The organism is Tardiphaga alba, assembly GCF_018279705.1.
GTDB lineage: Bacteria > Pseudomonadota > Alphaproteobacteria > Rhizobiales > Xanthobacteraceae > Tardiphaga > Tardiphaga alba.
In genome coordinates this window covers 1,904,637-1,928,273 of sequence record NZ_CP036498.1, presented here as the reverse complement: position 1 = coordinate 1,928,273, position 23,637 = coordinate 1,904,637, and the positions used below count along the sequence as shown (strand labels likewise).

The following is a 23,637-nucleotide window of genomic DNA, read 5'->3' as shown; positions in this document are numbered from 1 at the left end:
GACATCATGCGTCTGAAGACAATTCTGATCGGCATCGTGCTGATCGCCGTATTTTTCGTAGCTGCGCTGAAGGTCATGGACTATGTGGCGCCGCGCGGCTCCGGTGCCGCGCCGACGCTGGTGGAGCTGCCGCCACTGCCGCCGTCCCCGCCGCGCAGCTCCACGATCGTGGCCCCTGTCGCCGTGGCGCTGACGGCGATTCGCGATGTGGCCGACCGCGGCGCGCCGCGCAATTTCTCCGGCACCGCGGACAATCCGGCCCAGCAGATTCTCCAGAATGCCGACATCAAATGGTCGGCCGCGCGCGGGCCGATCGCTGCCACCGGCGCGCAGGACACGCTCACTTTGACCACGCCCTTGAACGGCACGCTCAATGTGAGCGGAGAACTGTCGTCGAATGTGCGGGATGCGCTGGGCGGCGCCCTCGGTAATCTGCTTGGCGGCAATGTCGCGAAACAACTCGGCAATGTGAATATCAAGAACGTCAACGCCAATGCCGACATCCGCGGCAATGTCGTGGTGTCGTCACAGCCGCGCTTGACGCCGAACTGGCGGATCGAGCCCAACCTCGCTGCGCAGGTCTCGCTTGGTGATACCAGCGCCTCGATCAGCGGCATTCGCATTAATGTGCCCGCGCAAGTGAAGCCGATGATCGACAATGCGGTGAACGAGCAGATCGCCGCCGTGCAGCAGCGCCTGCGCAACGATCCCGCCTTCGAACAGAATGCCCGGCGCGAATGGAGCAAACTGTGCCGCTCGATCCCGCTGCAAGGCGCGAGCGCCGGACAGAATCTGTTTCTCGAACTGAAGCCGACGCGCGCCATCGCGGCGCAGCCGCGGATCGATGGTAGCAATGTTACGCTCACCCTTGGCGTGGAGGCTGAAACCCGGGTGACCGGCACGCAGACCACACCGAACTGCCCCTTCCCCGCAACGCTCGCCATCGTGCCGCCGGGGCCGGGTAAACTGACGATCGGCGTGCCCGTGGACATGCCGTTCGTGGAACTCAACAAGATCATCGAGGCCCAACTGGCCGGAAAGACATTCCCGGAAGATGGCTCGGGCTCGGTGGCCGTCACGGTGAAGAAGGCCACCGTTCGGGCCTCCGGCGACCGGCTGCTGATCTCGCTGCTCGTCAATGCGAAGGAAAAGTCGAGTTGGTTCGGCCTTGGCGGCGAAGCCACCGTGCATGTCTGGGGCAAGCCAGCGCTTGATCAGGCCAACCAGATCATGCGCTTTACCAATCTCGAATTGGCGGTGGAATCCGAGGCCGCATTCGGCCTGCTGGGCGCAGCCGCCCGCGCGGCGATGCCGCTGCTCGAGCGCACGCTGGCCGAGCGCGCAGTGATCGATCTAAAGCCATTCGCATCCAATGCGCAGCGCAAGATCGCGGGCGCGCTTGCCGATTTCCAGAAGAACGAGGATGGCCTGCGCGTCGGCGCCGACATCACCAGCCTGCGCCTTGGCGGCATAGCCTTCGACTCGAAGACCTTGCGCGTCATCGCCGAAGCCGATGGCGCCATCCATGTGACGGTGACGAAGCTGCCGAATCTCTGACCTGTAGGGTGGGCAAAGCGCAGCGTGCCCACCTCAACCAGCCGTGCACCTGAAGGTGGACACACTGCGCTTTGCCCACCCTACAAAAACGACCGATCGCACACGAAAAAGGGCGCGTCCTGCAGGAGCAGACGCGCCCTCTTCGTCAGATGACATCGCCACCACGCGACACCACCTGTATCGGCTTCGACCCGATTAGGTCGAATACTTGAACTCCGGCATCGCCTTCAGCTGATCCTTGCTGGCGCCGCTCAGCACCGCATGATCCGGATACCAGGGGTTAGCCTTGGGCGGCGTTGCCGTTGCACCGGCCGATCCACCCGAGGTCGCTGCACCCGTGGTCATGCCGCTCGATGTCGACTTGGCCATGCCGTCCGATCCACCCGTTGCAGCGGCGGTCTTCACCGGCTCGGTAGAGAACTTGATCTTGTCAAACGGCACCGCGATGAGGCGCTCGCCGACACCGAGGAAACCACCCACGCCGATCACCACGGCTTTGATGTTGCCTTCCTTGTCGGTCAGCAGATCGTTGATGGAACCAAGGCTCTCATTGGCTTCGTTATAGACACTCAAGCCGACGATCTTCGACGAGCGCCAGTTGCCGTTGAATGTCGTGTCAGACGGAGCGGCCGGCGCCGCAGCGGGGGCCGTGGTCGTGGTCGTGGTGCTAGGGCTCTGCGCGAAAGCAGCGGTTGCGAGCAGAGCCGAACCAACGATACCAGCCGTCATATATTTCTTGAACATATGTTCCTCCTGTTGTTGCCACCTGTATGAACGCAACGCGAGGATTTGACGGCAGTTCCGGTTCCATTCTGAAATTGTAGCTGCGCTAATGTCGCAACTGGTATCAAAAGTGTAGTTAAAACTCACCCCAATAGGGCGCGACGCCGTAATGGCGATGCAGCGCCGTTTCCTCCGCGTGATCGCCCCAATCGAAATCGCGCTTCTCTGTGAAAGAAGGCGCGCTTTTCAGGTCTTCCTCATCAATATCGAGCTGATAGGCATCAAGTTCGCGATTGTAAGCGAGCAGCGCCCACGGCACCGGCAGCAGATTCGATCCAATGCCGAGGAAACCGCCGAAGGACATCACGGCATACGACACTTTGCCGCTGACCTTGTCGATCATGAGCCGCTCGATATGACCGATGCGTTCGCCGTTGGCGCGTCTTACAGCCGTTCCTTCGATACGGTCGCTGGCGATCAGCGTGTGCGGTCTGGTCATGACATCGAGAGCCATCATTGCCTCCGTTCGTATTGGGAGAGACAATGACGACAAACGTGACTGGTTCCGATGCCGTCACCGATGTTGCCATGCGAATGACGGCATCAATATTGTTAGCTCCTGTAGTCGAGCAGAAGCGCGGTGAACGATGTCGTATTTCCCGAGGCCGAAACGCCGCTGGCGCTATAGGAGCTCGACGACGCCTCCAAAGACTGTTTCAGCGATTCAAGGAATTGCTGCATGATATCCTTGATGTCCGTCGTACTATCGGTGTCGTCGCTCTCATCGGCACTATCTGACGGCGGCGGGCCACCGGCACCACCGCCGGGCGGCGGACCACCCGCGCCCTTGGCACCACCGGGGCCATCGGCGAACGCGGCTTCGAACACACCCTTGAGTTCTTCCGCCTGATCCGAGGTGAGATTGCCGCTCGACACCTGTGCGCTGATGAGGTCGTCGATTTTGGACTTCATTTCGTCCGGGGACGGGCGCGTGCCGCCGCTCGCGCTGCCGCGATCGGCCCGCATCGACGAATCGATACTGTCCAAAGCAGCCGACAACGCATCCTGGTCGCCGCTGCTGATCTTTCCCGAGGTGAGCTCGGCCTGCAGCTCCTGCTGCAGCTTCTGGAGAGGAGATTGGTAACTGCTGCTGGACGCAGCTGAAATGGACGTCATGATCTGCTCCGAGAGGCTTGGCCCGATGTTGCTTGCATCGCGGTTCCCATCTCGGTTTGGCTACGTTAACGAGGCCTTGCGGCCGGCTTGCCAAGATATTGCAGGCGGTTACGCTCTCCGGCACAGCAATCAACCGAAACAAATTTTCCCTGCAATTGACGCCAATCCCGGCCAAAAGGGTCCGCATGGCAAACCCACCCCATATTCTCGTCGTGGAAGATGACCGCGAAACCCGCACGCTGATCGCGAAGTATCTGCGTACCAACTCCTGCAACGTCACCGTCGCCGCCGATGGCCGCGAGATGGACAAAGCGCTTGCGGACAACCGCATCGACCTGATGATCCTCGACGTCATGCTGCCCGGCGAAGACGGCCTCAGCCTGTGCCGCCGCGTGCGCGCGGACTCGCAGGTCCCGATCATCATGCTGACCGCCCGCGGCGAGGATGTGGACCGCATTCTCGGCCTCGAAATGGGCGCCGACGACTATCTGCCGAAGCCGTTCAATCCGCGCGAATTACTGGCGCGCATCAATGCGGTGCTGCGCCGGCAGGCCAGCGCCATGAATGCCAGCGCGACACCGGATGCCACCGCCCTCGCTTTCCTGGGTTGGCAAATGGATTTTCGCCTGCGTGAACTGCGCAACCCCGAAGGCGCGCGCATTGCCATGACCTCGGCCGAATTCGACCTGCTACGCGCCTTTGTCGAACGCCCCGGCCGAGTATTGTCGCGCGACAGCCTGCTCGATCTCACCCAGGGCCGCAATGCCGGCTCGTTCGAGCGCAGCATCGACGTGTTGGTGAGCCGCATCCGCCGCAAGATCGAAGCCGATCCGCAGGATGCCCAGCTCATCAAGACGGTGCGCTCCGGCGGCTACATGTTTACGCCGGATGTGAACGCCATCGCGATGGCACAGCCGACCTGATCATGAAGCTGCTGCACGTCCTCAATCTGCGGCGGATCAGCGGCCAGATTGCTGCGCTGGTGGTGATGTCCATCATCGCCATTCACGTCATTATCGGTGCCGGTTTCGCACTGCTGCGTCCGGACCAGCCGGTGACGCCGGATCGCGGGCATGGCGAACTCGCGGCGTTCGCAAAGCTCTTGGCAGCGACACCCGCGAGCGACCAACCGGCATTTTTCGCGCGCATGGCGGAAACCTTCCCGGCCTTCGACCTGCGCATGGAAGCCGGCGATTTCATCGAGAGTGCGGATGCGAAGGAGCGCAGCGACGCGTTTCCGTTTCGCCGCATGAGCCGCATGCTGGCCCCGACCATTCGCGCTGTCCCGCTTGCAGGCCCGCGCGTTGGCATCGTGATGCCTGACGGCCAGAAGTTCTCGGTGAGCGACATGCCGGAACGCCGCCCGCGTCCGTTCTGGGGCGGGCCGGTATTCATCACCTTTGCATTCGCCGTGATCACGCTGACGCTGCTCGGCCTGTGGGCGGCCCGCATGCTCGCCGAACCGCTGTCATCCTTCGCCAGAACGGCAGAAGAATTCAGCCTCAGCGGAACATCATCGCCGCTCCCTGAACGCGGCCCCGAGGAAATCCGCGCGGTGGCGCGTGCACTGAATCGGATGCGCGAGCGCATCACGACTTTGATCGACGACCGCACCAAAATGCTGGCCGCCATCAGCCATGACCTGCGCACGCCGATCACCCGCCTGCGCCTGCGCTCGGAATTCATCGAGGACGAGAACAGCCGCCGCCATATGCTGCGCGACCTCGACCAGATGCGCGCGATGCTGGAGGCGGTGCTGTCATTCCTGCGCAATGATCGCCGCCTGGAAGAACTCACGCTCACCGACATCGCCACCACGCTGCAATTGATCGCCGACCAGTTCGCCGATATCGGCCAGCTCGTGACCTATCAGGGTCCGTCCCATGCCATGGCGATGGCACGTCCGGACGACCTGCACCGCGCGGTGACCAATCTCGTCGAGAACGCCGTGAAATTCGGCGGCGACGCGACGATCACGCTGACGATGTCCGAACAAGGTGCCGTGATCGATGTCGCCGACGGTGGCCCCGGCATTTCCGATGCGCAGAAGAACGCCATGCTGCAACCCTTCGTACGCGGCGATGATGCGCGCAACATGGATGACGAAACGGCCGGTTTCGGGCTGGGCCTGTCCATCGCCCGCGCGATCGCGCTGGCGCATGGCGGCGAGCTTACATTGCGGGATCGTCAGCCACAGGGATTGATCGTGCGGATTACACTGCCTGCGGCGCGAGCGTAGCCTGGATGGAGCGCAGCGAAATCCAGGGACCGGCGTTTCAGTTATATCTGCTGTCCCCGGATTACGCTTCGCTCCATCCGGGCTACTCCTCCCTCACCTTCTCGCTCGCCCCGCCTTTCCGCAGATGGATGGTCGCGAGATCGTCGCTATAGACCTTCTCCCAGCCATCCATGCGATCTAGCAGTTTTGTCGCGGCACTTTCGGTGCGCATGAAGGTGGCCTCGATATTGTAGTCCTTCAGCAGCCGGAACAGGTTGTCCGGCTCGGCGAGACCGCTGGCATTATTGTGATCGACCATCAACTTCTCACCGAACAGTTCGGTGCGGCCATCGATGAAGGTCGGCACGCCGCGCCAGATCAGATAGCCGCCGAAATCATAGTCGTTGAACACCCGGCCGAGATTGAGCTTCTTCAGCGCATCGACCGCGGCGACTGGCGCCGCGCGCTCCGATGGCGCGTACTGGCGCACGGAGGCGACGACAACCGTTCCCGCCAGCACGCATAATGCGATGCCGGCGAGCAGCCATCGGTTCGGCGACGTGGTGTCGTCTTCGACGTTGCGCCCAAGCTGTTCGCCGACTGGCTTGGCCAGCACCAGCGGCGCCAGCAGAGCCAGCACTTCGGCATTGCGCACGTGGCTGAGCGCCATATAGGTGAAGCCGAGCACCAGCACGATGCGCATCGGCGGCAGCGTGATGCCACGCCACAGCACGAAGGCGAAAGCCGCGAGGACCGAGAGTTCGAGCGGGCCGGCATGGCCGAAATTCGCAGGCCGCCATTCACCGATCAGCGCCAGCGCGGCACCGAGGCTGAGAATGCGCCGGGCAGCCAGCAACGCTTCCCAGCCGTAAGGCGTGATGCAGCTCGCCGCGAGCGCGGCGAGACCGAACAGCGCCCAATGCAGCAACATGCGTGTCTGTTGATTTTTCGGCGCGTGCCAGATCGCATCGAGTGCGATCGGTCCGATCAGCGCGAGACCGAGCACGAAGCCGCCGTGGAGATTTGCCCACAGCGCCATCAAGGACAGCAGCCAGAATGACGGCACGGTTTTGCGATCCATCGCACTGACGAGGCCGGCGACCCAGGCCACCATCACCGGCATGGCCAGCAGATGCGGGCGCGCCACCATGTGAGCGGCCATCAGGGCCAGCGTCGCAGCGAGAATGACGAGCGTCGCCGTGCGCGGCAGTCGCGCATCGAGGAAACCCGCCAGCAATGCGATGGCCAGTGACGCCGATGCGGCCGCAAGCACTACCGGACCGGCCCAGCCGGCCACGCCGTAAGCCAGCGCATAGGCAACCTGCGCCAGCCATTGCGTGGAGATCCATGGCTGGCCATGCATCGTGAACGAATAGATATCGACACGCGGCACGGCCTGATGATCGAGCATCCATTGCCCGAGCGTAATCTGCCAATAGGTGTCGGGATCGTTGAGCAGCCCGCGGCCGACGGCCAGCAGCAGCGCATAGACGCCGATGCCCACCCAGAGCGGCAACAGGCCCTGCAGCGGGCTGCGCGTGGCGGTTCGGGCAATGGACATCGTCATGCGGAATGCCTGGCAGGAAAGTCACAGCAATGCGGAATACCGACGAGGGAACCACAGCCGGGCATAATTTGAGGTAAATCGCTGCCGGAACCGGGCCGTGCAGCCCCGAGAAAGACTCAATTCACGCCTCAAACGACAAGAATTGAACGAGATGGTTTAGGCCATCTGAAAGACCGACCAGTTACACGCGGCCGATGCACTTTTTGAGACCATTGATGACCCGTATTTCGACCGTCCTGGCCTTGGCCTTCGCAGCTTCCTTGGCCGCCATCCCGTCTTTCGCCCATGCGCAGCAGCGCGCCGACTATCAGGCCATGGCGGCATCCCATGCCCAGGCCAATGGCGTGCCGGAAGCGCTGGTGCATCGCGTCATCATGCGCGAGAGCAAGTATCAGCCGCATCTGATCGGCCGCGGCGGCACCATCGGCCTCATGCAGATCAAGCTCGCGACGGCGCGTGGTGTCGGCTACACCGGCAATGCCGAGGGCCTGCGCGATCCCAACACCAATCTCACTTACGGCATCAAATATCTCGCCGGCGCCTATCGCGCCGCCCATGGCGACCACAACCGCGCGGTGAGCTATTATGCCGGCGGCTACTACTACGCGGCCAAGCGCCAGCGTCAGCAAGTCTCTGCACCGCCGCATCAGCCGATCTTCGCCAAGGATGCGGAGCGCCTGAAAAAACAGGACGTCACGCAGGCCCAGGCCAGCATGTCGGCACCGAAGCCCTGAGCCAGACACGACTGTGACCATCCGGTGAAGGCGCGTTGACACGCCCGGCCGGAGGTTTAAATTAGAGACGTTCCGAGGGGGGCTCCGACGAGGAGCTGAGATACCGCTAGCTTGCATGCTCAATCGTCCAGATGCTGGAAGAATGGGCGATGCGATACCGCGGTGACCCTTTGAACCTGATCCGGGTCATGCCGGCGAAGGGACAGGGATGAATCAGACGACGCATGCGTCGCGCGGCGAATCTGCCGTTGCGAACTCTCCACTATCTATCATTGGCGCAGGTATCGCTGGTGCGTGGCAGGCTTTGTTGCTTGCCAAGGCTGGGCACAGCGTCACGCTCTATGAGCGTGACACTGCCGAGATGCGCGAAGGCACGACCCATTGGGGCGGCGGCATGCTGGCGCCCTGGTGCGAGGCCGAGGTCTCCGAGCCCATCATCATGCGGCTCGGCCTGCGCGCGCTCGATCTGTGGCGTGAAGAACTTCCCGACACACCGTTCAATGGCTCGCTGGTGGTCGCGCATCCGCGTGACCGCGCCGATTTCGAGCGCTTTGCCCGGATGACCGAAGGCCATACACGGCTCGATGCAGCCGGCCTGGCCGAGATCGAACCATCGCTCGAAGGCCGCTTTCGCGAGGGCCTGTTCTACCCTGCCGAAGGCCATGTCGAGCCGCGCCGCGTGCTGCCTGAATTGCACAAGCGCATCATCGCAGCGGGCGGCACCATCAAGTTCAATTGCGAGGTCATGCCCGACGACCTCGATGGCCTCGTGATCGATTGCCGTGGCGTCTGGGCACGTGACGACGAGACCCCGCTGCGTGGCGTCAAGGGCGAGATGATCCTCATCGAGACCGATGAAGTGCAGCTGTCGCGCCCGATCCGCCTGATGCATCCGCGCTGGCCGCTTTATGTGATCCCGCGCGCCGACAATCGTTTCATGCTCGGCGCGACCTCGATCGAAAACGAGAGCAGCGGCGTCAGCGTGCGTTCCGCGCTGGAATTGCTGGGCGCCGCCTATGCCGTGCATCCGGCCTTTGCCGAAGCGCGCATTCTCGATCTCGGCTCGGGACTTCGCCCGGCCTTTTCCGACAACCTGCCGAAAATCATGCTTTCCCGGCCGACGCCCGGCAAGAACACGATCGCGGTGAACGGCCTTTATCGCCACGGCTTCCTGCTGGCGCCTGCGCTGGCGGAGCTCACGCTGAACTATGTGCAGCGTGGGGCGATCGATAATGAGGTGATGCAATGCAAGTGACCGTCAACGGCGAAGCGCGCGAGATCAAGTCGTCGCATGTGACCGCCCTGCTCAGCGAGCTCGACTACGAGGGCACGCACTGCGCCATCGCCATCAATTACGACGTGGTGCCAAGAAGCCAGTGGGCGGAGACGACGCTGAAGGCGGGCGACGAGATCGAGATTATTACGCCGCGGCAGGGAGGCTAGTATGCGTGTAGCCCCACACTCCTCCGTCATCCTGAGGTGCGCGCTCTTCGCGCGCCTCGAAGGATGGCCGCATGCGCTGAACATGCATCCTTCGAGGCTCGCCGAAGACGGCGAGCACCTCAGGATGACGACGGAGATTTTGGGAGGACAATCCCGATGGTGAACTTCTACGGCAAGACCTTCTCCTCTCGCCTGCTGATCGGCAGCGCCCTGTATCCGTCGCCGAAGACGATGCAGGATTCCATCCGCGCGTCAGGCGCCGGCATCGTCACCGTCTCCGTCCGCCGCGAGACCGCGGGCGGCAAGACCGGCGATGCGTTCTGGTCGCTGATCCGTGAGCTCGATGTGGCCGTGCTGCCCAACACCGCCGGCTGCCGCAGCGTGCGTGAAGCCGTCACCACCGCAAAACTCGCGCGCGAATTGTTCGACACGCCGTGGATCAAGCTGGAAGTGATCGCCGACAACGACACGCTGCAGCCCGATGTGGTCGGCCTGGTCGAAGCCGCGAACATCCTCGTCAAGGACGGGTTTGAGGTCTTCCCCTATTGCACCGAAGACCTTGGCGTTGCGATGCGCCTGGTCGATGCCGGCTGCAAGGTGGTGATGCCATGGGCGGCGCCTATCGGCAGCGCGCGCGGCATCATCAATCGCGATGCGCTGAAACTGCTGCGCGACCGCCTGCCCGATATCACGCTCGTCGTCGATGCCGGCCTGGGCGCGCCCTCGCATGCGGCGGAGGCACTGGAGCTCGGCTATGACGCCGTGCTGCTCAACACCGCGGTGGCCAAAGCCGCCGATCCCGTCGCCATGGCCAACGCCTTCCGCCTCGCCGTCGAGGCCGGCCGCACCGGTTTCGAAGCCGGGCTGATGGGCGAACGTGATTTCGCTTCTCCTTCCACTCCAGTCATCGGGACACCGTTCTGGCATGCCGTATCCTGACCGTTTTTATCCCGTCGTCGATACCGTGGAATGGGTGAGACGCCTCACCGCACTCGGCGTCGGCACCGTGCAATTGCGCGCCAAGGATCTCGACGATGCGTCGGCGATGATCCTGTTTCGCGCCGCGCTCGACGTGACCAAAGGCACGAGCACAAAGCTGGTGGTCAATGACTACTGGCGCGTCGCCATCGAGCTGAAAGCGCAGCATCTGCATCTCGGCCAGGAAGACCTCGCCGAAGCCGATGTCGACGCCATCAAGAAGGCCGGCATCACGCTTGGCCTTTCCACGCATGATGAAGACGAACTCGAAACCGCACTGCGCGCCGAGCCTGATTATATCGCGCTCGGGCCGATCTTCTTCACCACGCTGAAGTCCATGCGCTTCGAACCGCAGGGCATTCCCAAGATCACGACGTGGAAGAAGCGCATCGGCAAACTCCCGCTGGTCGCCATCGGCGGCATCAAGTTCGAACACGCCGCGGAGATCTTTGCCGCGGGCGCCGACAGCATCGCTGTGGTCAGCGATGTCACCCAGAATTCCGATCCGGATGCCCGCGTGCGGCAATGGCTCGGCCTTTCCGAACAAGTAGCTTAATCGCCAATCATAACGGAGGATCGTCCCATGAACATCCGCTCCAATCCCGACACCACCCTTCCCGCCGTCACCACCGGCAGCCTGCCGTCCTCGCGTAAATTCTATTCTGTCCCTGATAGCGCACCGGACCTGCGTGTGCCCCTGCGCGAGATCATTTTGTCCGAAGGCGCCGGTGAGCCAAACTTGCCGGTCTATGACACGTCGGGGCCTTATACCGATCCGAACGTGCTGATCGATGTGAATAACGGCCTCGCCCGCACCCGCCAGGACTGGGTGAAGGAGCGCGGCGGCGTCGAGGAATATGAAGGCCGCGACATCAAGCCGGAAGACAATGGCAATGTCGGCGCCAAGCATGCCGCCGCCGCCTTCAAGGCGCATCACAAGCCGCTGCGCGGTGTCGGCGACAACATGATCACCCAGCTCGAATTCGCCCGCGCTGGGATCATCACCAAGGAAATGATCTATGTCGCCGAGCGCGAAAATCTCGGCCGCAAGCAGCAGCTGGAGCGCGCCGAAGCCGCGCGCGCGGACGGCGAGAGTTTTGGCGCCGAAGTGCCGCTGTTCATCACGCCGGAATTCGTGCGCTCGGAAATCGCGCGCGGCCGTGCGATCATCCCGTGCAACATCAACCACGCCGAACTGGAGCCGATGATCATCGGCCGCAACTTCCTCACCAAGATCAATGCCAATATCGGCAACTCCGCCGTGACGTCGTCGGTGGAAGAGGAAGTCGACAAGATGGTGTGGGCGATCCGTTGGGGCGCGGATACCGTGATGGATCTCTCCACCGGCCGCAACATTCACACCACGCGCGAATGGATCATGCGCAATGCACCGATCCCGATCGGCACCGTGCCGATCTATCAGGCGCTGGAAAAGTGCGATGGCGATCCGGTCAAGCTGACCTGGGAGCTCTACAAGGACACGCTGATCGAGCAGTGCGAACAGGGTGTGGATTATTTCACCATCCATGCCGGCGTGCGCCTGCAATATATCCACCTCACCGCCAACCGCGTCACCGGCATCGTCTCGCGCGGCGGCTCGATCATGGCAAAATGGTGCCTCGCGCATCACCAGGAAAGCTTCCTCTACACCCATTTCGAAGAGATCTGCGACATCATGCGCAAGTATGACGTCTCGTTCTCGCTCGGCGACGGCCTCCGTCCCGGATCCATCGCCGACGCCAACGACCGTGCGCAATTCGCCGAACTGGAGACGCTGGGCGAGCTGACGCAGATTGCCTGGAAGAAGGGCTGCCAGGTGATGATCGAAGGCCCCGGCCATGTGCCGCTGCACAAGATCAAGATCAACATGGACAAGCAGCTCAAGGAATGCGGCGAAGCCCCGTTCTATACGTTGGGGCCACTGACCACCGACATCGCGCCGGGTTACGACCACATCACCTCGGGCATCGGCGCCGCCATGATCGGCTGGTTCGGCTGCTCCATGCTCTGCTATGTCACGCCGAAGGAGCATCTGGGCCTGCCCAACCGCGACGACGTGAAGGTCGGCGTGATCACCTACAAGATCTCGGCGCATGCGTCGGATCTCGCCAAGGGTCATCCCGCCGCCCAGCTGCGCGACGACGCGCTCTCCCGCGCCCGCTTCGATTTCCGCTGGCAGGACCAGTTCAATCTCGGCCTCGATCCGGAAACCGCGGTCGCCTATCACGACGAGACGCTGCCCAAGGAAGCCCACAAGGTCGCGCATTTCTGCTCGATGTGCGGACCAAAATTCTGCTCGATGAAGATCACGCAGGATGTGCGCGAGTACGCGGCGACGCTTGGCGACAACGAGAAGGCAGCGCTGAGCCTCGGCGGCAAAGCGAGCATCGGCATGTCGATGAGTGGCGTGATCGAGGACGGCATGGCCAGCATGAGCCAGAAGTTCAAGGACATGGGCGAGCAGGTCTATGTTCAGGCACAGGCCGTGAAGGATAGCAATAAGGCGCTGTGACGAGCATCGTCTCTAACAGCTTCAAATTATATAAATGGCCGGACGTTGTCCGGCCATTTCTCGTTTCTACTTTGCTCGCAAGCGAGCTTGGTCTGCGGGACTAGGCTGAGCGATCCGTCCGCCAAAGGACTTGATTGCCATAGTATTCGATGCGCGCTTGTGCTCCACAGTATAGGGTGAACCAGTAGACATCGCCCCATAGACTCTTGGTCCCGCGCGTCAGGCCTTCGATCTCCCAGACTGAATCGGGTCCAAGTTCGACAACCTCAACGTTCCACGTCATCTGGATTCCGGACATCGTAACCTCGATAACGTTATTGTCGCCATCGGGCGTGTATGTGAGGCTGTATTCGCCTTCTGGGCCTGAGAATGCGACGGTGAATGCGGCGGGACTATCCATGGGTGGTACCTGTTAGGAGCCACAAATGCGGGCGGAACTTGTCAAGCTTCGCCCATTCGAGGCGTTCATGTCACGCCCTGTAATTCATGATTTGTTGCGGATATGTGCGTGACGGATATGAACATCACCGTGTGAACCGTCACGCCATCCGTTGCGTCTAACGCCACAGCGGCAGCATAGCGTCATGCGCGGCCCACTCTGGCCGAGTGCGCTCCCCTCCCCTATCTTCGCCGCCGCTACGAAGCACGCCGCGGTTCGGCGTTGGAGACCTGATCGATGATTTCATTTCGCGCATTCGTTGTGGCCGCTGGTGCGACACTCGCACTGACTTCGGCGCACACACCCGCCGCTGCGCAAAAATCCACCGAGGTTGAAAAGCTCAATGCCTATGTGGGCTGCATCAATCGGCTGTCGTCGCGCAGCCGTGAATCGGAATCGCGCTATTTCAGCTGGGCGCCGAAGTCCGGGCCGACTGGCAAAGAGCGGATCATCTACGGCACCTATACGATTTATGACACCGACGACTGCAAGAAGAATGTCGAGGCCGCCAATCAGCTGGAGCCGCGCGATGCGGCGCTGGAGACGGCCGCCTCCGCCTATGTCAATGCGGTGACGACACTCGGGCCGCTGCTGAAGGAAGCCGACGATTATTACACGCAGGAGAACTACAAGGACGACAAGATGGCCAAGGGCAAGGCCATGCATCCAAAGCTGGTCGCCGCCTGGAATGACTTCTCCGTCGCCGATAAGATGCTGCGGGCCAATGTCGATGTGATCAATGACAAGCGCAAGCTAGAAGCGCTCAAGGAGATCGAGGCCAAGGAAGGCAAGAAGACGCGCTATTATGTCGAGGCGATCATGATCGATGCCAAGCGCGTGGTGCGCCTGCAGGACACCGACAAGCCGGACATCGAGGCGATCACCAAGGCGGTGAGCGACTATGAAGCCAGCGTGAAGGGTTTTGAGGACGCCAATGCGGCCGATAGCGGCAAGGTCTCGTCGATGTTCACCAGCAATGCGAAATCGGTGCTGGTGACGGCGAAGCAGCTGATGCGCCGCATTCGCGACAAGGTTCCCTACACGTCTGGCCAGAAGATGATGATGCAGCCGGGCAGCGAATGGATGGTCGAAGGCTCGCCGGGCCGACTGCTGCGCGATTACAACCAGCTGGTGGGTGCCTATAACAGCATCGCCAAATTCGGGATGCGCTGAACCGCGGCGACCCACGTTAACCTCTCGTTAACCAAACGCGCCCACCCTGTCGGTACCGGCTGGGGGGCTGTTCAATCTCGAGTGTGTGCTTTGCGCCAGCAGAGCCTGCGTCGATCGGGAGGTTGCCGATGTCCCAGAGTTTCACCAGCGACGATTATTCCGCGCAGGACGGCGCCGACGCTTATTCCGACGACATCCCCGATGCCGCGTTCGAGGCCGATGCGCTGGTGCCGGCGTCGGAACCGAGCGACGTCGTGCCGATGCTGGTCGGCGCCACCGTCGAGGCGGTGGAGCGCGAGCTGATGCTGCAGACACTGGCGCGCTGCGACGGCAACCGCACCCATGCGGCGCGCGTGCTCGGCGTCTCCGTCCGCACCATGCGCAACAAGATCAAGCAATACTCAGCCGATGGCATCGAGGTGCCGGCGAGCGGCTAGCGTCTCTCCCGCGCCTGCCCCATGATCGAAAACGCGCGCTAGTGCTCGGGCACGCGACCACGCGCGATATATCCGCGCATCAGCCAGTACCAGCCATAGCCGGCCGCGGCGCCGCAGGCTGCGAGCAGGATGGCGTTGACGACCGTGTAAGTCCCGCTCCACCAGAACATGCCGAGCGCCCAGAAGGCGCCGAACAGCGACGAGGCGAGCTTCAGACGTGTCGAGGGCAGCATGGCTTGTCTCCCTGTGAGCCGCCCCTTTGACGCAGGCAAAGCGAGATGGGTTCGCATCACGCGCAAAATCTCGACTTTTGAAGGTATCGCGCATAGTCTGTTGCCATGAACACCATCCGCCGCAGCTTCGATATCGATCCGGATACGGACGCGCGTCTGCGTGTGATGGCCGCCGAGCGCGGACAGGACGAAAGTGCTGTGCTCGCAGAAGCATTGGCACTGCTGGATTCCGTCATCGATCTGGATGGCCCCGACCTTGCCGAGGACGTGCGCCGCCTTGAACAGTTCAGGGCAGACGGCCTCGCAGTTCCACTGGATGATGTCAAAGCCTGGGTCGAGAGCTGGGATACACCTGACGAATTGCCTGCCCCGATACCGCGGAGGAACTGATGATCCGCGTTTCGCCCGACGCCGTCATGGACGTCGAGCGACTGCGCACTTTTCTGGATGCGCGAAATCCTGCGGCAACCCGGCGTGCTGCGTGAGATATTCAAGGCCCTGCCCCATCTACAGACCTTCCCGCATCTGGGTCGGCAAACCCAAGCGACAGGCATTCGCCAGATCAACGTCAAGTTTGGCGGCTCGGGCTATGTCATCCGATATAGCGTCGAGCCGACCAGTGACATCGTCATTACTCGCATCTGGCATGCACGCGAAGCGCGACCATAGGTGGCGCGGGCTACGTTCCGCAGAATTGATGCCGTCATCCTTCCCCTGTTAAAAGCGCCACAATTGGAATCACGAACGGAGTTGAGAGCGTGGCGAAAGAAACGATCAGCCGAGAAGGTCTGCGCGGCCCCCGCGGCGAGCCGGGCGCACCGGGACCGCAGGGTCATCCGGGCCGTCCCGGCCCTGACGGCGCACGCGGCAAGCCCGGCACTGACGGCAAGCCAGGCGCCCTTGGCAAGCCCGGCCCGAAAGGCGCCCGCGGCGATCAGGGACCGGTCGGCAAGGCCGGTCCTGCAGGTCCGCTGGGCAAAGCCGGTCCGCAGGGACCGCGCGGCGAGCAAGGCCTGCAGGGGCCGATCGGCATCCAGGGCGAGCAAGGCCCGCGCGGCGAACAGGGCCCGCCCGGCACGCTGCCGTCGTTCGAGCAGATCGTGCCCTGGCTGCACATGATCTTCGATGCGTGGGAAGACCACCGCCAGACGCGCGAACGCGAAGAAGCCGAGCGTGAAGCCGCATTGCTGCGCGAGCAGCAGGAAATGGCCGAACGCGTCGCCGCGATGATCGAGACTGAAGCTGCGATAGCAGAGCCGGTCGAGGACGAAGACGACAGCGGCAAGAAAAAGAAGAAGCGGAAGAAGAAGGACGACTGAGAGTCTGCCCCTTCGCAACCATTTACATTTGTCATCACCCGCGAAAGCGGGTGATCCAGTAAGCGCTATCGTCGCCGCTTCTCACGAATAACGGCGTCTACTGGATCGCCCGGTCCGAGCGCGCAATTGCGCGCACGGCCGGGCGATGACAGCAGAACAACCTTCTCCTCACATCGTCTTTAGCGGCGCGGTCTGCAGCAGTTCCTGCAGCTCTTTCCTGTAGAATTTTGCCGAGCCCGTGGTGAGATGCCCGCGTGTCTCGGTGCTGGCCGGGATCAGCAGCATCTTCGCCTGCTTGATCCGCTTCATCGCGGCATCCATCAGCCCGGTTTCCGGCGGGTTGCGCTCGTCGTCCGCGGCATTAATGGCGAGAACCGAGGCCTCGATTTTTTCCAGCGCTGCCGATGCATTATAGTCGCGTGACGACTCCCACTGATAGACGAAGTCGTTAGCATCGGCGACAAACGGCGCCTTCAACCGGTCATCGACATTCTTGTCGGCGGCGGCTGCGGTCGGCGCGAGCGATTGATAGGCCAGCGTTCCGCCGGCCGTGCCGATGCCGAACATGATCGAGGCGTATTTCATCATGCCGGGCTGCGCGGTGTAGTTGCCGCCCTTGTAGTCGGGATCGGCGCGCACCGTCTCGATCATCATCCGCCGCATCATCCAGTTGCGCGCGCTCATCTCGGTCGGCTGCGCAGCCATCGGCACAACGGCATCCATCGCCTTCGGATATTTGCTGCTCCAGATCCAGGCATGCATGCCGCCCATGGAATTGCCGATCACGAGCCGGAGATGCTTGATGCCGAGCCCCTCGGTCACCAGCCGATGCTGCGCATCCACCATGTCGTCGTAATTGTATTTCGGAAACGCGGTCTTCAATCCGTTCGATGGCTTCGACGATTTGCCGTGGCCGATGCCGTCGGGAATGATGATGTAGTATTTTGTCGCGTCGAGCGGCTGTCCGGCACCGAACAGCTCGCCGGCGAAGTTTGGCGTCAGCATGCTCAGCGCCGATCCCGCCGTGCCGTGCAGAACGAGCACGGGCTGCCCGCTCGGCTCACCCACCGTGGTGTAATGCAGCTTGAGCTCCGGCATCACATGGCCGGTATGGAATTTGAAATCCTTCGCGATCCAGTCGGCTTCCTTCGGCGCGGGATAGTCTGCGGCAAACGCCCATGCGGACGACAGCAGCGAGACCGTGGCAATGATGAGCGCCTGCGCGACATGCGGCATGATGATCCTCCCCTGCGGCCGCTTTTCTCGAAGCCGCTTGACATAGATGCTAACACGATGCACTGGCATGCCAATATCCTGCGCAGGTGCTGACGATTTCGCAGTGCAGCGACTGCCTCGCTACGGCTTGCGACCATCCTGTCGGCGACGTGGCCATGTGATATATTCGCCATCGCATTGCCATCGTCATCAGCAGTGTCTGTCGATGCTGCGTGATGGCTGGTGCGCATGTCAGCGCTGGCGCCGAGAGGAGCGAGAGGACCATGGTGGAAGTCACCTATGTGATCGTCGAACATGACGGCGGCTGGGCCTACAAGGTCGGAGCGGTCTTTTCGGAGCCGTATCCCACGCGCGATCGCGCGCTTGCCGCGGCGCGCCGCGCGGCCGCCGAGCAACGCACGCCGGGGCGCACCGAGGTGATTTCCTACGAGGACGAAAACGGCAAGTGGCATGAGGAAACGGCCGCCGGCAATGATCGTCCGAATACCAGCATTGTCGACAAGACTTGAGCCGCGCGATTACCGGGCACCAGCCGAGTGGATCTGACGACCGGTCGCGTGGCGTGCTGCGCTGGATCCTTGCGGCGTTCTACACAGCGGCAGGAATCGCGCATCTCATGGTGCCGGACAAGTTGCTGCTGATCACCCCCGCATGGGTTCCGTTCGCGCGCGAGGTCATCATCGTCACCGGCGTGTTCGAGATCGCAGCGTCGATTGCATTGGTGTCGCGCACACCGCTGCGCTGGTGGGCAGGCGCCACCTTGGCGCTCTATGCGCTCTGCGTCTGGCCCGCGAACATCAAACATGCGCTCGACGGCATCGAGATGCCGGTGATCGGCAATAGCTGGTGGTACCACGCACCGCGCCTCGCCTTTCAGCCGGTGATCATCTGGTGGGCCCTGTTCTGTGCGGGCGTGATCGACTGGCCGCTCCGCAGAGAGCCGGGCGATCACGCCCGCGAGTGATCCGCACGCCAACAAGATCCGCGCCGCTGCCGCCGTTGCCTATATTTGAATCGCTCGATGGTTGGATCATGCGCTTTCCGGCATCAGGACTGCATGTTATTTGTCGCAAAATTCTTCCGGAGAGCCGATGTGACCGACGTAACCGCCGAAAAGCTGCGGGAGATCTATCCGACGCCGCATCCGCGCGTGATCGCGAAGGCGCGGCCGACGCTGGATGCGCATTCGCGGAAGTTCATCTCGCTGTCGCCGTTCTGCGTGCTCGCCTCCTCCGGGCCTGACGGCACCGTCGATGCCTCGCCGCGCGGTGGCGGTGTTGGCTTCGTGCACATCGCGTCGGACAACGAGCTGCAGCTCCCGGATCGTCCCGGCAACAACCGCATCGATACATTCCAGAACGTGCTGAACGGCTCCGGCCATGTGCAGCTGATCTTCTTCGTGCCGGGCATCGACGACACGCTGCGTGTCAGCGGCGTCGCAAAGCTCTGCAAGGATCCGGCGCTGATGGCGACCATGGAGGAATTCGGCAAGCCTCCGCGCGCCGTTCTCTGCATCCAGGTGACCGAAGCCTATTTCCATTGCGGCAAGGCACTGATGCGCTCCAAACTGTGGTCACCCGAGGTTCAGGTGAAGCGCGACGTGATGCCGTCGATCTCGGAAATGGTTTTCGACCAGACCAAGGCCGACACCAAGCCCGAAGGCGACAAGCCGATGAGCCAGGGCGAGATCGAAGTCGCCTATCGCAAGAATCTGTAGCCGGGGCAGCCTCAACGCCGCTGCAGGACACCACAACTGATCTTGTCTTCATCATCTTAAAGTTGTATATTGGCAACGCTTGGGGAGAGCGTTGTGCGTGGCGTTGCGTCAATCAGCATGATGTTGGCTGCTGGCTTTGCCTTGTGCGGATGCGTGCGCGCGCCTTTCGTCACGGAACAAGGCGAGACGCGCGCTAGCGAATGGTGGATTCCGCATCAGATCGATCGCGTGACCGGCTTGGAGCTGCCGAGTGCGTTCGTCTATGCCGAAGCGTCGAACAGCAACTACCTCTATCCAAGGGTCTCGTCGCTGCTGCTGACCTGCCTGGAGGGCAAACAGCCACTGGTCCGTTTCGCCTTCGATTTCAGGATCGGGACTAATCACAACACGTCGCTGGGTTATCGCTTTGACGACCTGCCCGGCCATGAAGACGTCACGATGCGGGTGCTGCGCAACAGCCGGATCGTCGTCATCGAGGATCGCGACGTCATTGCCCGCTTCATTGCGGAGCTCGAAAAGTCAGCGATGCTTCATGTGAGGGTGCGATCGATCGACGGCGGGCGGACCGTGGTCGATTATCCCGTATATGGCGCATGGGCGGCCATCCGGGCGGCATTCGTCAGGTGCGATATGCCGGCGCCAGCCCGGCTTGATCCCGGCCGGGCGAAGCTGCCCGGCATCTATTGATGACGCCGGGCTGCATTTTCAGGGGAGCTCGATCCTGCTGAATAGCCGGTTGCGGCTTCGCCGGATCATGCGCGCAAGCTTAGTGCTCGCCTTCGAGACCACCCATATGCTTCTGGGTGTAGAGCTCGATGCCGATGCGCTCGATGAGGTCGAGCTGGGTCTCGAGGAAGTCGATGTGACCTTCCTCGTCCTTCATCAGCGCTTCGAACAGGTCCTTCGAGACGTAGTCACCGACGCTGCGGCAGTAGGTGGCAGCTTCCTGATAAAGGGTGCGGGCGCCGATTTCGGCGGCCAGGTCGCACTCGATGATTTCCTTCACGTTCTGGCCGATCTTCAAGGGATCCAGCACCTGCATGTTCGGGAAGCCGTCCAGGAACAGGATGCGGTCGGTGAAGCGGTCGGCATGGACCATCTCCTCGATGGACTCCTTGCGCCACATCTTGGCCATGTCGAGAAGGCCCCAGTGGTTCAGCAGACGGAAATGCAGCCAATACTGGCTGATGGCCGTCAGCTCGCTGCGCAGACCCTTGTTGAGATAATCGATGACCTTCGGGTCGCCCTTCATGGTGCTCTCCTTTGCCGGGCCACCTATCGGCCCGAAACTCAATTTAGAATACTTCTAAATCAGTTTTCGACGGAGAACAACCCTCTTCCGCTGGCATAGCCGCGAAATGGGGAAAACGCAAAATTTCAATGCAATCAGAGGGCTTTAGGCCGCAACCCCGACCGACGGCGAGGCCGCGACATCGATCGACGCATGAACATCGGCGGCAGGAGCAGCACCGTGAGCCGCCTCATGGGGGCAGCCGGCGCAGCACGATTTCGCGCAGGCACCGAGAGCTTCGTCCATGATTTTCTTGATGGTCCGCGCGCACCGCCCGCACTGGGCGCTGCAGCCCAGGCAGCCATAGACCTGCCCGGGCGTCCGCGGGGACGCTCGCCAGACACAGCCTTGCGGATGTCATGGTCAGAAAAGACGTTGCAGGAACAAACGATCATCAGATGAAAGCGCGCTCACAGGTCGGTACACCAACTGGATATGGAAGCGCCCGCCCGGATGCAAAGCCAAAACGCTCAACTTCAAGCAATTCCAAACTACTGATCCGACAGCGAAAATTTGGAAAGAGTCTAAACTGATGAAATAGCCGGCTCGTCGGTTGCTATCGGTACGATGCAACCGGACAACGCGAATGCCATGAACCTGCTGCTTCCACAGCGCGTCCAATCACTGCCAGCAGGCAATTTGCGACCAAGCCAGCGCGGTTCCGTTCATTGAACATTCAAGTCGGATATGAAACTTTTCGTCGCAGGCTGCGCTATTTGGGAAGCGCAAATCTTGAAAGAGGTGATGCCATGAAGAAAACCCTGTTGGCCTTGGCCGCGGTTGCCACGCTGGCGGTATCCACCGTCGCGATACCAACATCAGCCAGCGCACAGCACTGGCGCTATCATGGCGGCGGCGCGGGTGCCGGCGTGGCTGCAGGCCTGATCGGCGGCGCCATCCTCGGCGGCGCAATCGCTGCGGGCTCCGGTTATTACGGCCCGGGCTATGGTTATTACGGCCGCCCGGCCTATGTGGCCGGCCCCGGCTATTACGGTGACTGCTTCTGGCAGCGCCAGCGTTTCTGGGACGGTTATGGCTGGCGATTCCGCCGCGTCCGGGTGTGCGGCTAAGCCATTTCCCGCATGATTACGCATGGCGGATTGGATGAATTCCGCCGTGCACGACTTGAAGTGGCGCGAAAAAACCGCTTTTTCGCACCATTGCTTCGAGAGTATTTACGCAGGATTGATTGTTAGGCAGTTGAAATGCCGTCAGTTCGAATCGCGTGAGCCCTTTCAACCGCGCGTCGCTAGTGGCGCAGTTCTGGAGAGACTTGAGATGAAGAAGACAATTTCCGCCTTGCTCGCCGTCGCGACGGTTGCCGGTTCGCTGGCCGCTACTGCTCCTGCGCAGGCCGATGGTGGCCGCATCGCCGCCGGCGTGGCCGGTGGCCTGATCGGTGGCGCGCTGCTCGGTGGCGCGATCGCTGCGAGCCGTCCGGCTCCGGCCTACGGCTATGGCTACGCGCCTGCCCCGGTTTATGTGGAGCCAGCCTGCCGCGTCGTGCGTCAGCGCGTCTGGGACGACTATCGTGGCGTCTGGCGCTACCGCCCGGTCGAAGTTTGCGATTGATCGCAGCCGACTTCACGGTCTGATATCAAAAACGTCTGATATCAAAAGCCCGGCTTCACAGCCGGGCTTTTTTCTTTGTCGCTGTCAGTTGCAGCTACCGCGCATTCATCGCGCGCAGCACCGCCTCGCTCGGCCAGCAGTCGAGCTTGAACCTTGCGGATTTCTGGAACGCGCCGAGCGCCGCACGGGTCTTCATGCCCGCCTTGCCATCGACCTTGTCGCTGTAGAGCCCGAGCGACGTGAGGTGCCGCTGCATGGCCTCCACGTCGGTGCTTCGCAACTGCTTCGTCGCGGACCACGGCGTCGCGAAGGGCTGTCCGTTGGCGATGCGATCCGCGACATGGCCGACGAACAGCACATAAAGGTCTGAGAAATTGTATTCCTTGATCACGAAGTAGTTCTTCGTCGTGAGGAAGGCCGGGCCGTAGGTCCCCTCCGGCTGCAGCAGCGACGCCGGCTGGGCCTGCTCGGCCGCGCTCAGCTTCTCGCCACGCACCGGCATGAAGCCGGCGCGGATCCATTCGCCGATCGGCCGCGTCACCTCGGGCACGCCCATGGTACAATCGGCATTGGCAGGCGCGCGCACCTCATAGGCCCAGCGCAGCCCGCGTTGCCATCCCTTGTTGACGAGTTGCTGCGCGGCGGACGCCAATGCGTCCGGGACAGACTTCCAGATGTCGACCTTGCCGTCGCCGTCGAAATCGACGCCGTGTTTTTCAAGCTCGGCCGGCAGGAATTGCGTGAGGCCGGTGGCGCCGCCCCATGACACGCGCAGATCCTGCCGTGACACCACACCACTCTGGATGAGTTTCAGCGCGGCGATGAACTCACCGCGATACTGATCCTTGCGGCGACCGACATAGGCCTGCGTCGCCAGCGTGCGGATGCCATCATAGGGAAGACGATGGCGGCCATAGTCTGTCTCGCGGCCCCAGATCGCCAGGATGATCGTGCCGGGCACGCCGGTCTGCTGCTCGATCGCCTGCAGCGTCTTGCGATGCTGATCGTAAAGACGCCGTCCCTCGGCGGCGAGGCGCGCGATGCTGGCTTCCTTCAGATAATCGGCCGGCACCTGCACAAACTCCGCCTGCGATGGCGCGCCGGTCGCCGGACGACCTGGCAGAAGGAGATCGCGGAGCTTGTAGTCAGGCTCGAGCCCACGCGTCGCATCGTCGAATGTTTTGCGCGAGACACCGGCCTTCTGGGCTTCAGGCCAAAGCGAGGCGACGAAGCTGGTGAAAGCTGCGTCCGCGGCAGAAGCAAAGGATGCGGGCAACGCGAAGTTCATCAGAACGCCGCAGAGCAGCGCGCG

28 protein-coding genes, 1 pseudogene and 1 riboswitch are annotated in these 23,637 nt (G+C 62.1%); of the genes and pseudogenes, 20 read left to right on the top strand and 9 right to left on the bottom strand.

What is annotated here, in order from left to right:
• Positions 1–6: 6 nt before the first annotated feature.
• On the top strand, positions 7–1,557 hold the full coding sequence (locus RPMA_RS09095) for a DUF4403 family protein (RefSeq protein WP_211912499.1): 1,551 nt from the start codon (positions 7–9) through the stop codon (positions 1,555–1,557).
• Positions 1,558–1,752: 195 nt separating this feature from the next.
• Here RPMA_RS09095 and RPMA_RS09090 read toward each other — a convergent pair whose 3' ends face one another.
• From RPMA_RS09090 to RPMA_RS09080, 3 genes are all read right to left on the bottom strand, one after another.
• Entirely contained in the window at positions 1,753–2,301 is a 549-nt protein-coding gene (locus RPMA_RS09090; protein WP_211912498.1) for a PRC-barrel domain-containing protein, read from the bottom strand.
• 115 nt (positions 2,302–2,416) lie between these two features.
• Positions 2,417–2,794 (bottom strand): PRC-barrel domain-containing protein, encoded by a 378-nt coding sequence (locus tag RPMA_RS09085; RefSeq protein WP_211912497.1) that lies wholly within the window; start codon positions 2,792–2,794, stop codon positions 2,417–2,419.
• Between the two features lie 98 nt (positions 2,795–2,892).
• Positions 2,893–3,456, bottom strand: coding sequence for a hypothetical protein (locus RPMA_RS09080; protein ID WP_211912496.1), 564 nt, complete (start codon positions 3,454–3,456; stop codon positions 2,893–2,895).
• A 185-nt stretch (positions 3,457–3,641) separates the two neighbouring features.
• Between RPMA_RS09080 and RPMA_RS09075 the strand changes: the two genes are divergently transcribed.
• Positions 3,642–4,379 (top strand): response regulator, encoded by a 738-nt coding sequence (locus RPMA_RS09075; RefSeq protein WP_211912495.1) that lies wholly within the window; start codon positions 3,642–3,644, stop codon positions 4,377–4,379.
• A gap of 2 nt (positions 4,380–4,381) precedes the next feature.
• Positions 4,382–5,695 (top strand): ATP-binding protein, encoded by a 1,314-nt coding sequence (locus tag RPMA_RS09070; protein WP_211912494.1) that lies wholly within the window; start codon positions 4,382–4,384, stop codon positions 5,693–5,695.
• An 82-nt stretch (positions 5,696–5,777) separates the two neighbouring features.
• Here RPMA_RS09070 and RPMA_RS09065 read toward each other — a convergent pair whose 3' ends face one another.
• A complete protein-coding gene (locus RPMA_RS09065) occupies positions 5,778–7,241 on the bottom strand; it encodes a hypothetical protein (protein ID WP_211912493.1) in 1,464 nt (487 codons plus the stop codon).
• A 215-nt stretch (positions 7,242–7,456) separates the two neighbouring features.
• On the opposite strand from RPMA_RS09065, the gene RPMA_RS09060 reads away from it, so the two are divergent.
• The 8 genes from RPMA_RS09060 (at position 7,457) to RPMA_RS09025 (ending at position 14,957) form a co-directional block, all read left to right on the top strand.
• A complete protein-coding gene (locus RPMA_RS09060) occupies positions 7,457–7,975 on the top strand; it encodes a lytic transglycosylase domain-containing protein (RefSeq protein WP_211912492.1) in 519 nt (172 codons plus the stop codon).
• A 65-nt stretch (positions 7,976–8,040) separates the two neighbouring features.
• A riboswitch (TPP riboswitch) is annotated at positions 8,041–8,196 on the top strand.
• Positions 8,184–9,230: an FAD-dependent oxidoreductase gene (locus RPMA_RS09055; protein WP_211912491.1), complete on the top strand. Its 1,047-nt coding sequence runs from the start codon at positions 8,184–8,186 to the stop codon at positions 9,228–9,230. Its footprint overlaps the riboswitch before it by 13 nt.
• Positions 9,221–9,418: a sulfur carrier protein ThiS gene (gene thiS / locus RPMA_RS09050; RefSeq protein ID WP_211912490.1), complete on the top strand. Its 198-nt coding sequence runs from the start codon at positions 9,221–9,223 to the stop codon at positions 9,416–9,418. Before RPMA_RS09055 ends, thiS begins: the two co-directional genes overlap by 10 nt.
• 156 nt (positions 9,419–9,574) lie before the next feature.
• Positions 9,575–10,357, top strand: coding sequence for a thiazole synthase (locus RPMA_RS09045; protein WP_211912489.1), 783 nt, complete (start codon positions 9,575–9,577; stop codon positions 10,355–10,357).
• A complete protein-coding gene (locus tag RPMA_RS09040) occupies positions 10,344–10,952 on the top strand; it encodes a thiamine phosphate synthase (RefSeq protein ID WP_211912488.1) in 609 nt (202 codons plus the stop codon). Before RPMA_RS09045 ends, RPMA_RS09040 begins: the two co-directional genes overlap by 14 nt.
• A 27-nt stretch (positions 10,953–10,979) precedes the next feature.
• On the top strand, positions 10,980–12,908 hold the full coding sequence (gene thiC / locus RPMA_RS09035) for a phosphomethylpyrimidine synthase ThiC (protein WP_211912487.1): 1,929 nt from the start codon (positions 10,980–10,982) through the stop codon (positions 12,906–12,908).
• A gap of 676 nt (positions 12,909–13,584) precedes the next feature.
• Positions 13,585–14,520 carry a YiiG family protein gene (locus RPMA_RS09030; protein ID WP_211912486.1) on the top strand — a complete coding sequence of 312 codons (936 nt, stop codon included), beginning with the start codon at positions 13,585–13,587 and terminating at the stop codon, positions 14,518–14,520.
• A gap of 128 nt (positions 14,521–14,648) precedes the next feature.
• Positions 14,649–14,957, top strand: coding sequence for a helix-turn-helix domain-containing protein (locus RPMA_RS09025; protein ID WP_211912485.1), 309 nt, complete (start codon positions 14,649–14,651; stop codon positions 14,955–14,957).
• A 38-nt stretch (positions 14,958–14,995) separates the two neighbouring features.
• Here the strand turns inward: RPMA_RS09025 and RPMA_RS09020 are convergent, their stop codons facing one another.
• Positions 14,996–15,190 (bottom strand): hypothetical protein, encoded by a 195-nt coding sequence (locus tag RPMA_RS09020; RefSeq protein ID WP_211912484.1) that lies wholly within the window; start codon positions 15,188–15,190, stop codon positions 14,996–14,998.
• Between the two features lie 105 nt (positions 15,191–15,295).
• Here RPMA_RS09020 and RPMA_RS09015 point away from each other — a divergent pair, with 105 nt between their 5' ends.
• The 3 genes from RPMA_RS09015 (at position 15,296) to RPMA_RS09005 (ending at position 16,509) form a co-directional block, all read left to right on the top strand.
• On the top strand, positions 15,296–15,580 hold the full coding sequence (locus RPMA_RS09015) for a hypothetical protein (RefSeq protein ID WP_211912483.1): 285 nt from the start codon (positions 15,296–15,298) through the stop codon (positions 15,578–15,580).
• A gap of 57 nt (positions 15,581–15,637) precedes the next feature.
• Positions 15,638–15,859, top strand: coding sequence for a type II toxin-antitoxin system RelE/ParE family toxin (locus RPMA_RS09010; protein ID WP_211912482.1), 222 nt, complete (start codon positions 15,638–15,640; stop codon positions 15,857–15,859).
• A gap of 89 nt (positions 15,860–15,948) precedes the next feature.
• Positions 15,949–16,509 carry a collagen-like protein gene (locus RPMA_RS09005; RefSeq protein WP_211912481.1) on the top strand — a complete coding sequence of 187 codons (561 nt, stop codon included), beginning with the start codon at positions 15,949–15,951 and terminating at the stop codon, positions 16,507–16,509.
• A gap of 168 nt (positions 16,510–16,677) precedes the next feature.
• Here the strand turns inward: RPMA_RS09005 and RPMA_RS09000 are convergent, their stop codons facing one another.
• Entirely contained in the window at positions 16,678–17,745 is a 1,068-nt protein-coding gene (locus RPMA_RS09000) for an alpha/beta fold hydrolase (protein ID WP_211912480.1), read from the bottom strand.
• A gap of 263 nt (positions 17,746–18,008) precedes the next feature.
• Between RPMA_RS09000 and RPMA_RS08995 the strand changes: the two genes are divergently transcribed.
• The 4 genes from RPMA_RS08995 to RPMA_RS08980 all read left to right on the top strand — a co-directional run bounded on the left by RPMA_RS08995 (position 18,009) and on the right by RPMA_RS08980 (position 20,149).
• Positions 18,009–18,254, top strand: coding sequence for a DUF2188 domain-containing protein (locus tag RPMA_RS08995; RefSeq protein ID WP_211913583.1), 246 nt, complete (start codon positions 18,009–18,011; stop codon positions 18,252–18,254).
• Complete coding sequence (locus RPMA_RS08990; RefSeq protein WP_249225601.1) at positions 18,251–18,709, top strand: DoxX family protein; 459 nt, start codon at positions 18,251–18,253, stop codon at positions 18,707–18,709. The genes RPMA_RS08995 and RPMA_RS08990 overlap by 4 nt, the downstream gene beginning before the upstream one ends.
• Positions 18,710–18,838: 129 nt before the next feature.
• Complete coding sequence (locus tag RPMA_RS08985) at positions 18,839–19,462, top strand: MSMEG_1061 family FMN-dependent PPOX-type flavoprotein (protein WP_211912479.1); 624 nt, start codon at positions 18,839–18,841, stop codon at positions 19,460–19,462.
• Between the two features lie 117 nt (positions 19,463–19,579).
• Complete coding sequence (locus RPMA_RS08980; RefSeq protein ID WP_211912478.1) at positions 19,580–20,149, top strand: hypothetical protein; 570 nt, start codon at positions 19,580–19,582, stop codon at positions 20,147–20,149.
• Between the two features lie 79 nt (positions 20,150–20,228).
• Here RPMA_RS08980 and bfr read toward each other — a convergent pair whose 3' ends face one another.
• Positions 20,229–20,714, bottom strand: coding sequence for a bacterioferritin (gene bfr, locus RPMA_RS08975; protein ID WP_211912477.1), 486 nt, complete (start codon positions 20,712–20,714; stop codon positions 20,229–20,231).
• Positions 20,715–20,858: 144 nt separating this feature from the next.
• Positions 20,859–21,148, bottom strand: a pseudogene (locus RPMA_RS27975) ((2Fe-2S)-binding protein).
• Positions 21,149–21,502: 354 nt separating this feature from the next.
• Here RPMA_RS27975 and RPMA_RS08970 point away from each other — a divergent pair.
• Positions 21,503–21,823 carry a hypothetical protein gene (locus RPMA_RS08970; RefSeq protein ID WP_211912476.1) on the top strand — a complete coding sequence of 107 codons (321 nt, stop codon included), beginning with the start codon at positions 21,503–21,505 and terminating at the stop codon, positions 21,821–21,823.
• A 208-nt stretch (positions 21,824–22,031) separates the two neighbouring features.
• Complete coding sequence (locus RPMA_RS08965) at positions 22,032–22,325, top strand: hypothetical protein (RefSeq protein WP_211912475.1); 294 nt, start codon at positions 22,032–22,034, stop codon at positions 22,323–22,325.
• A gap of 94 nt (positions 22,326–22,419) precedes the next feature.
• On the opposite strand, the gene RPMA_RS08960 is transcribed toward RPMA_RS08965, so the two are convergent.
• Positions 22,420–23,613, bottom strand: a complete 1,194-nt coding sequence (locus tag RPMA_RS08960; RefSeq protein ID WP_211912474.1) for a lytic murein transglycosylase — start codon at positions 23,611–23,613, stop codon at positions 22,420–22,422.
• Positions 23,614–23,637 lie beyond the last annotated feature (24 nt).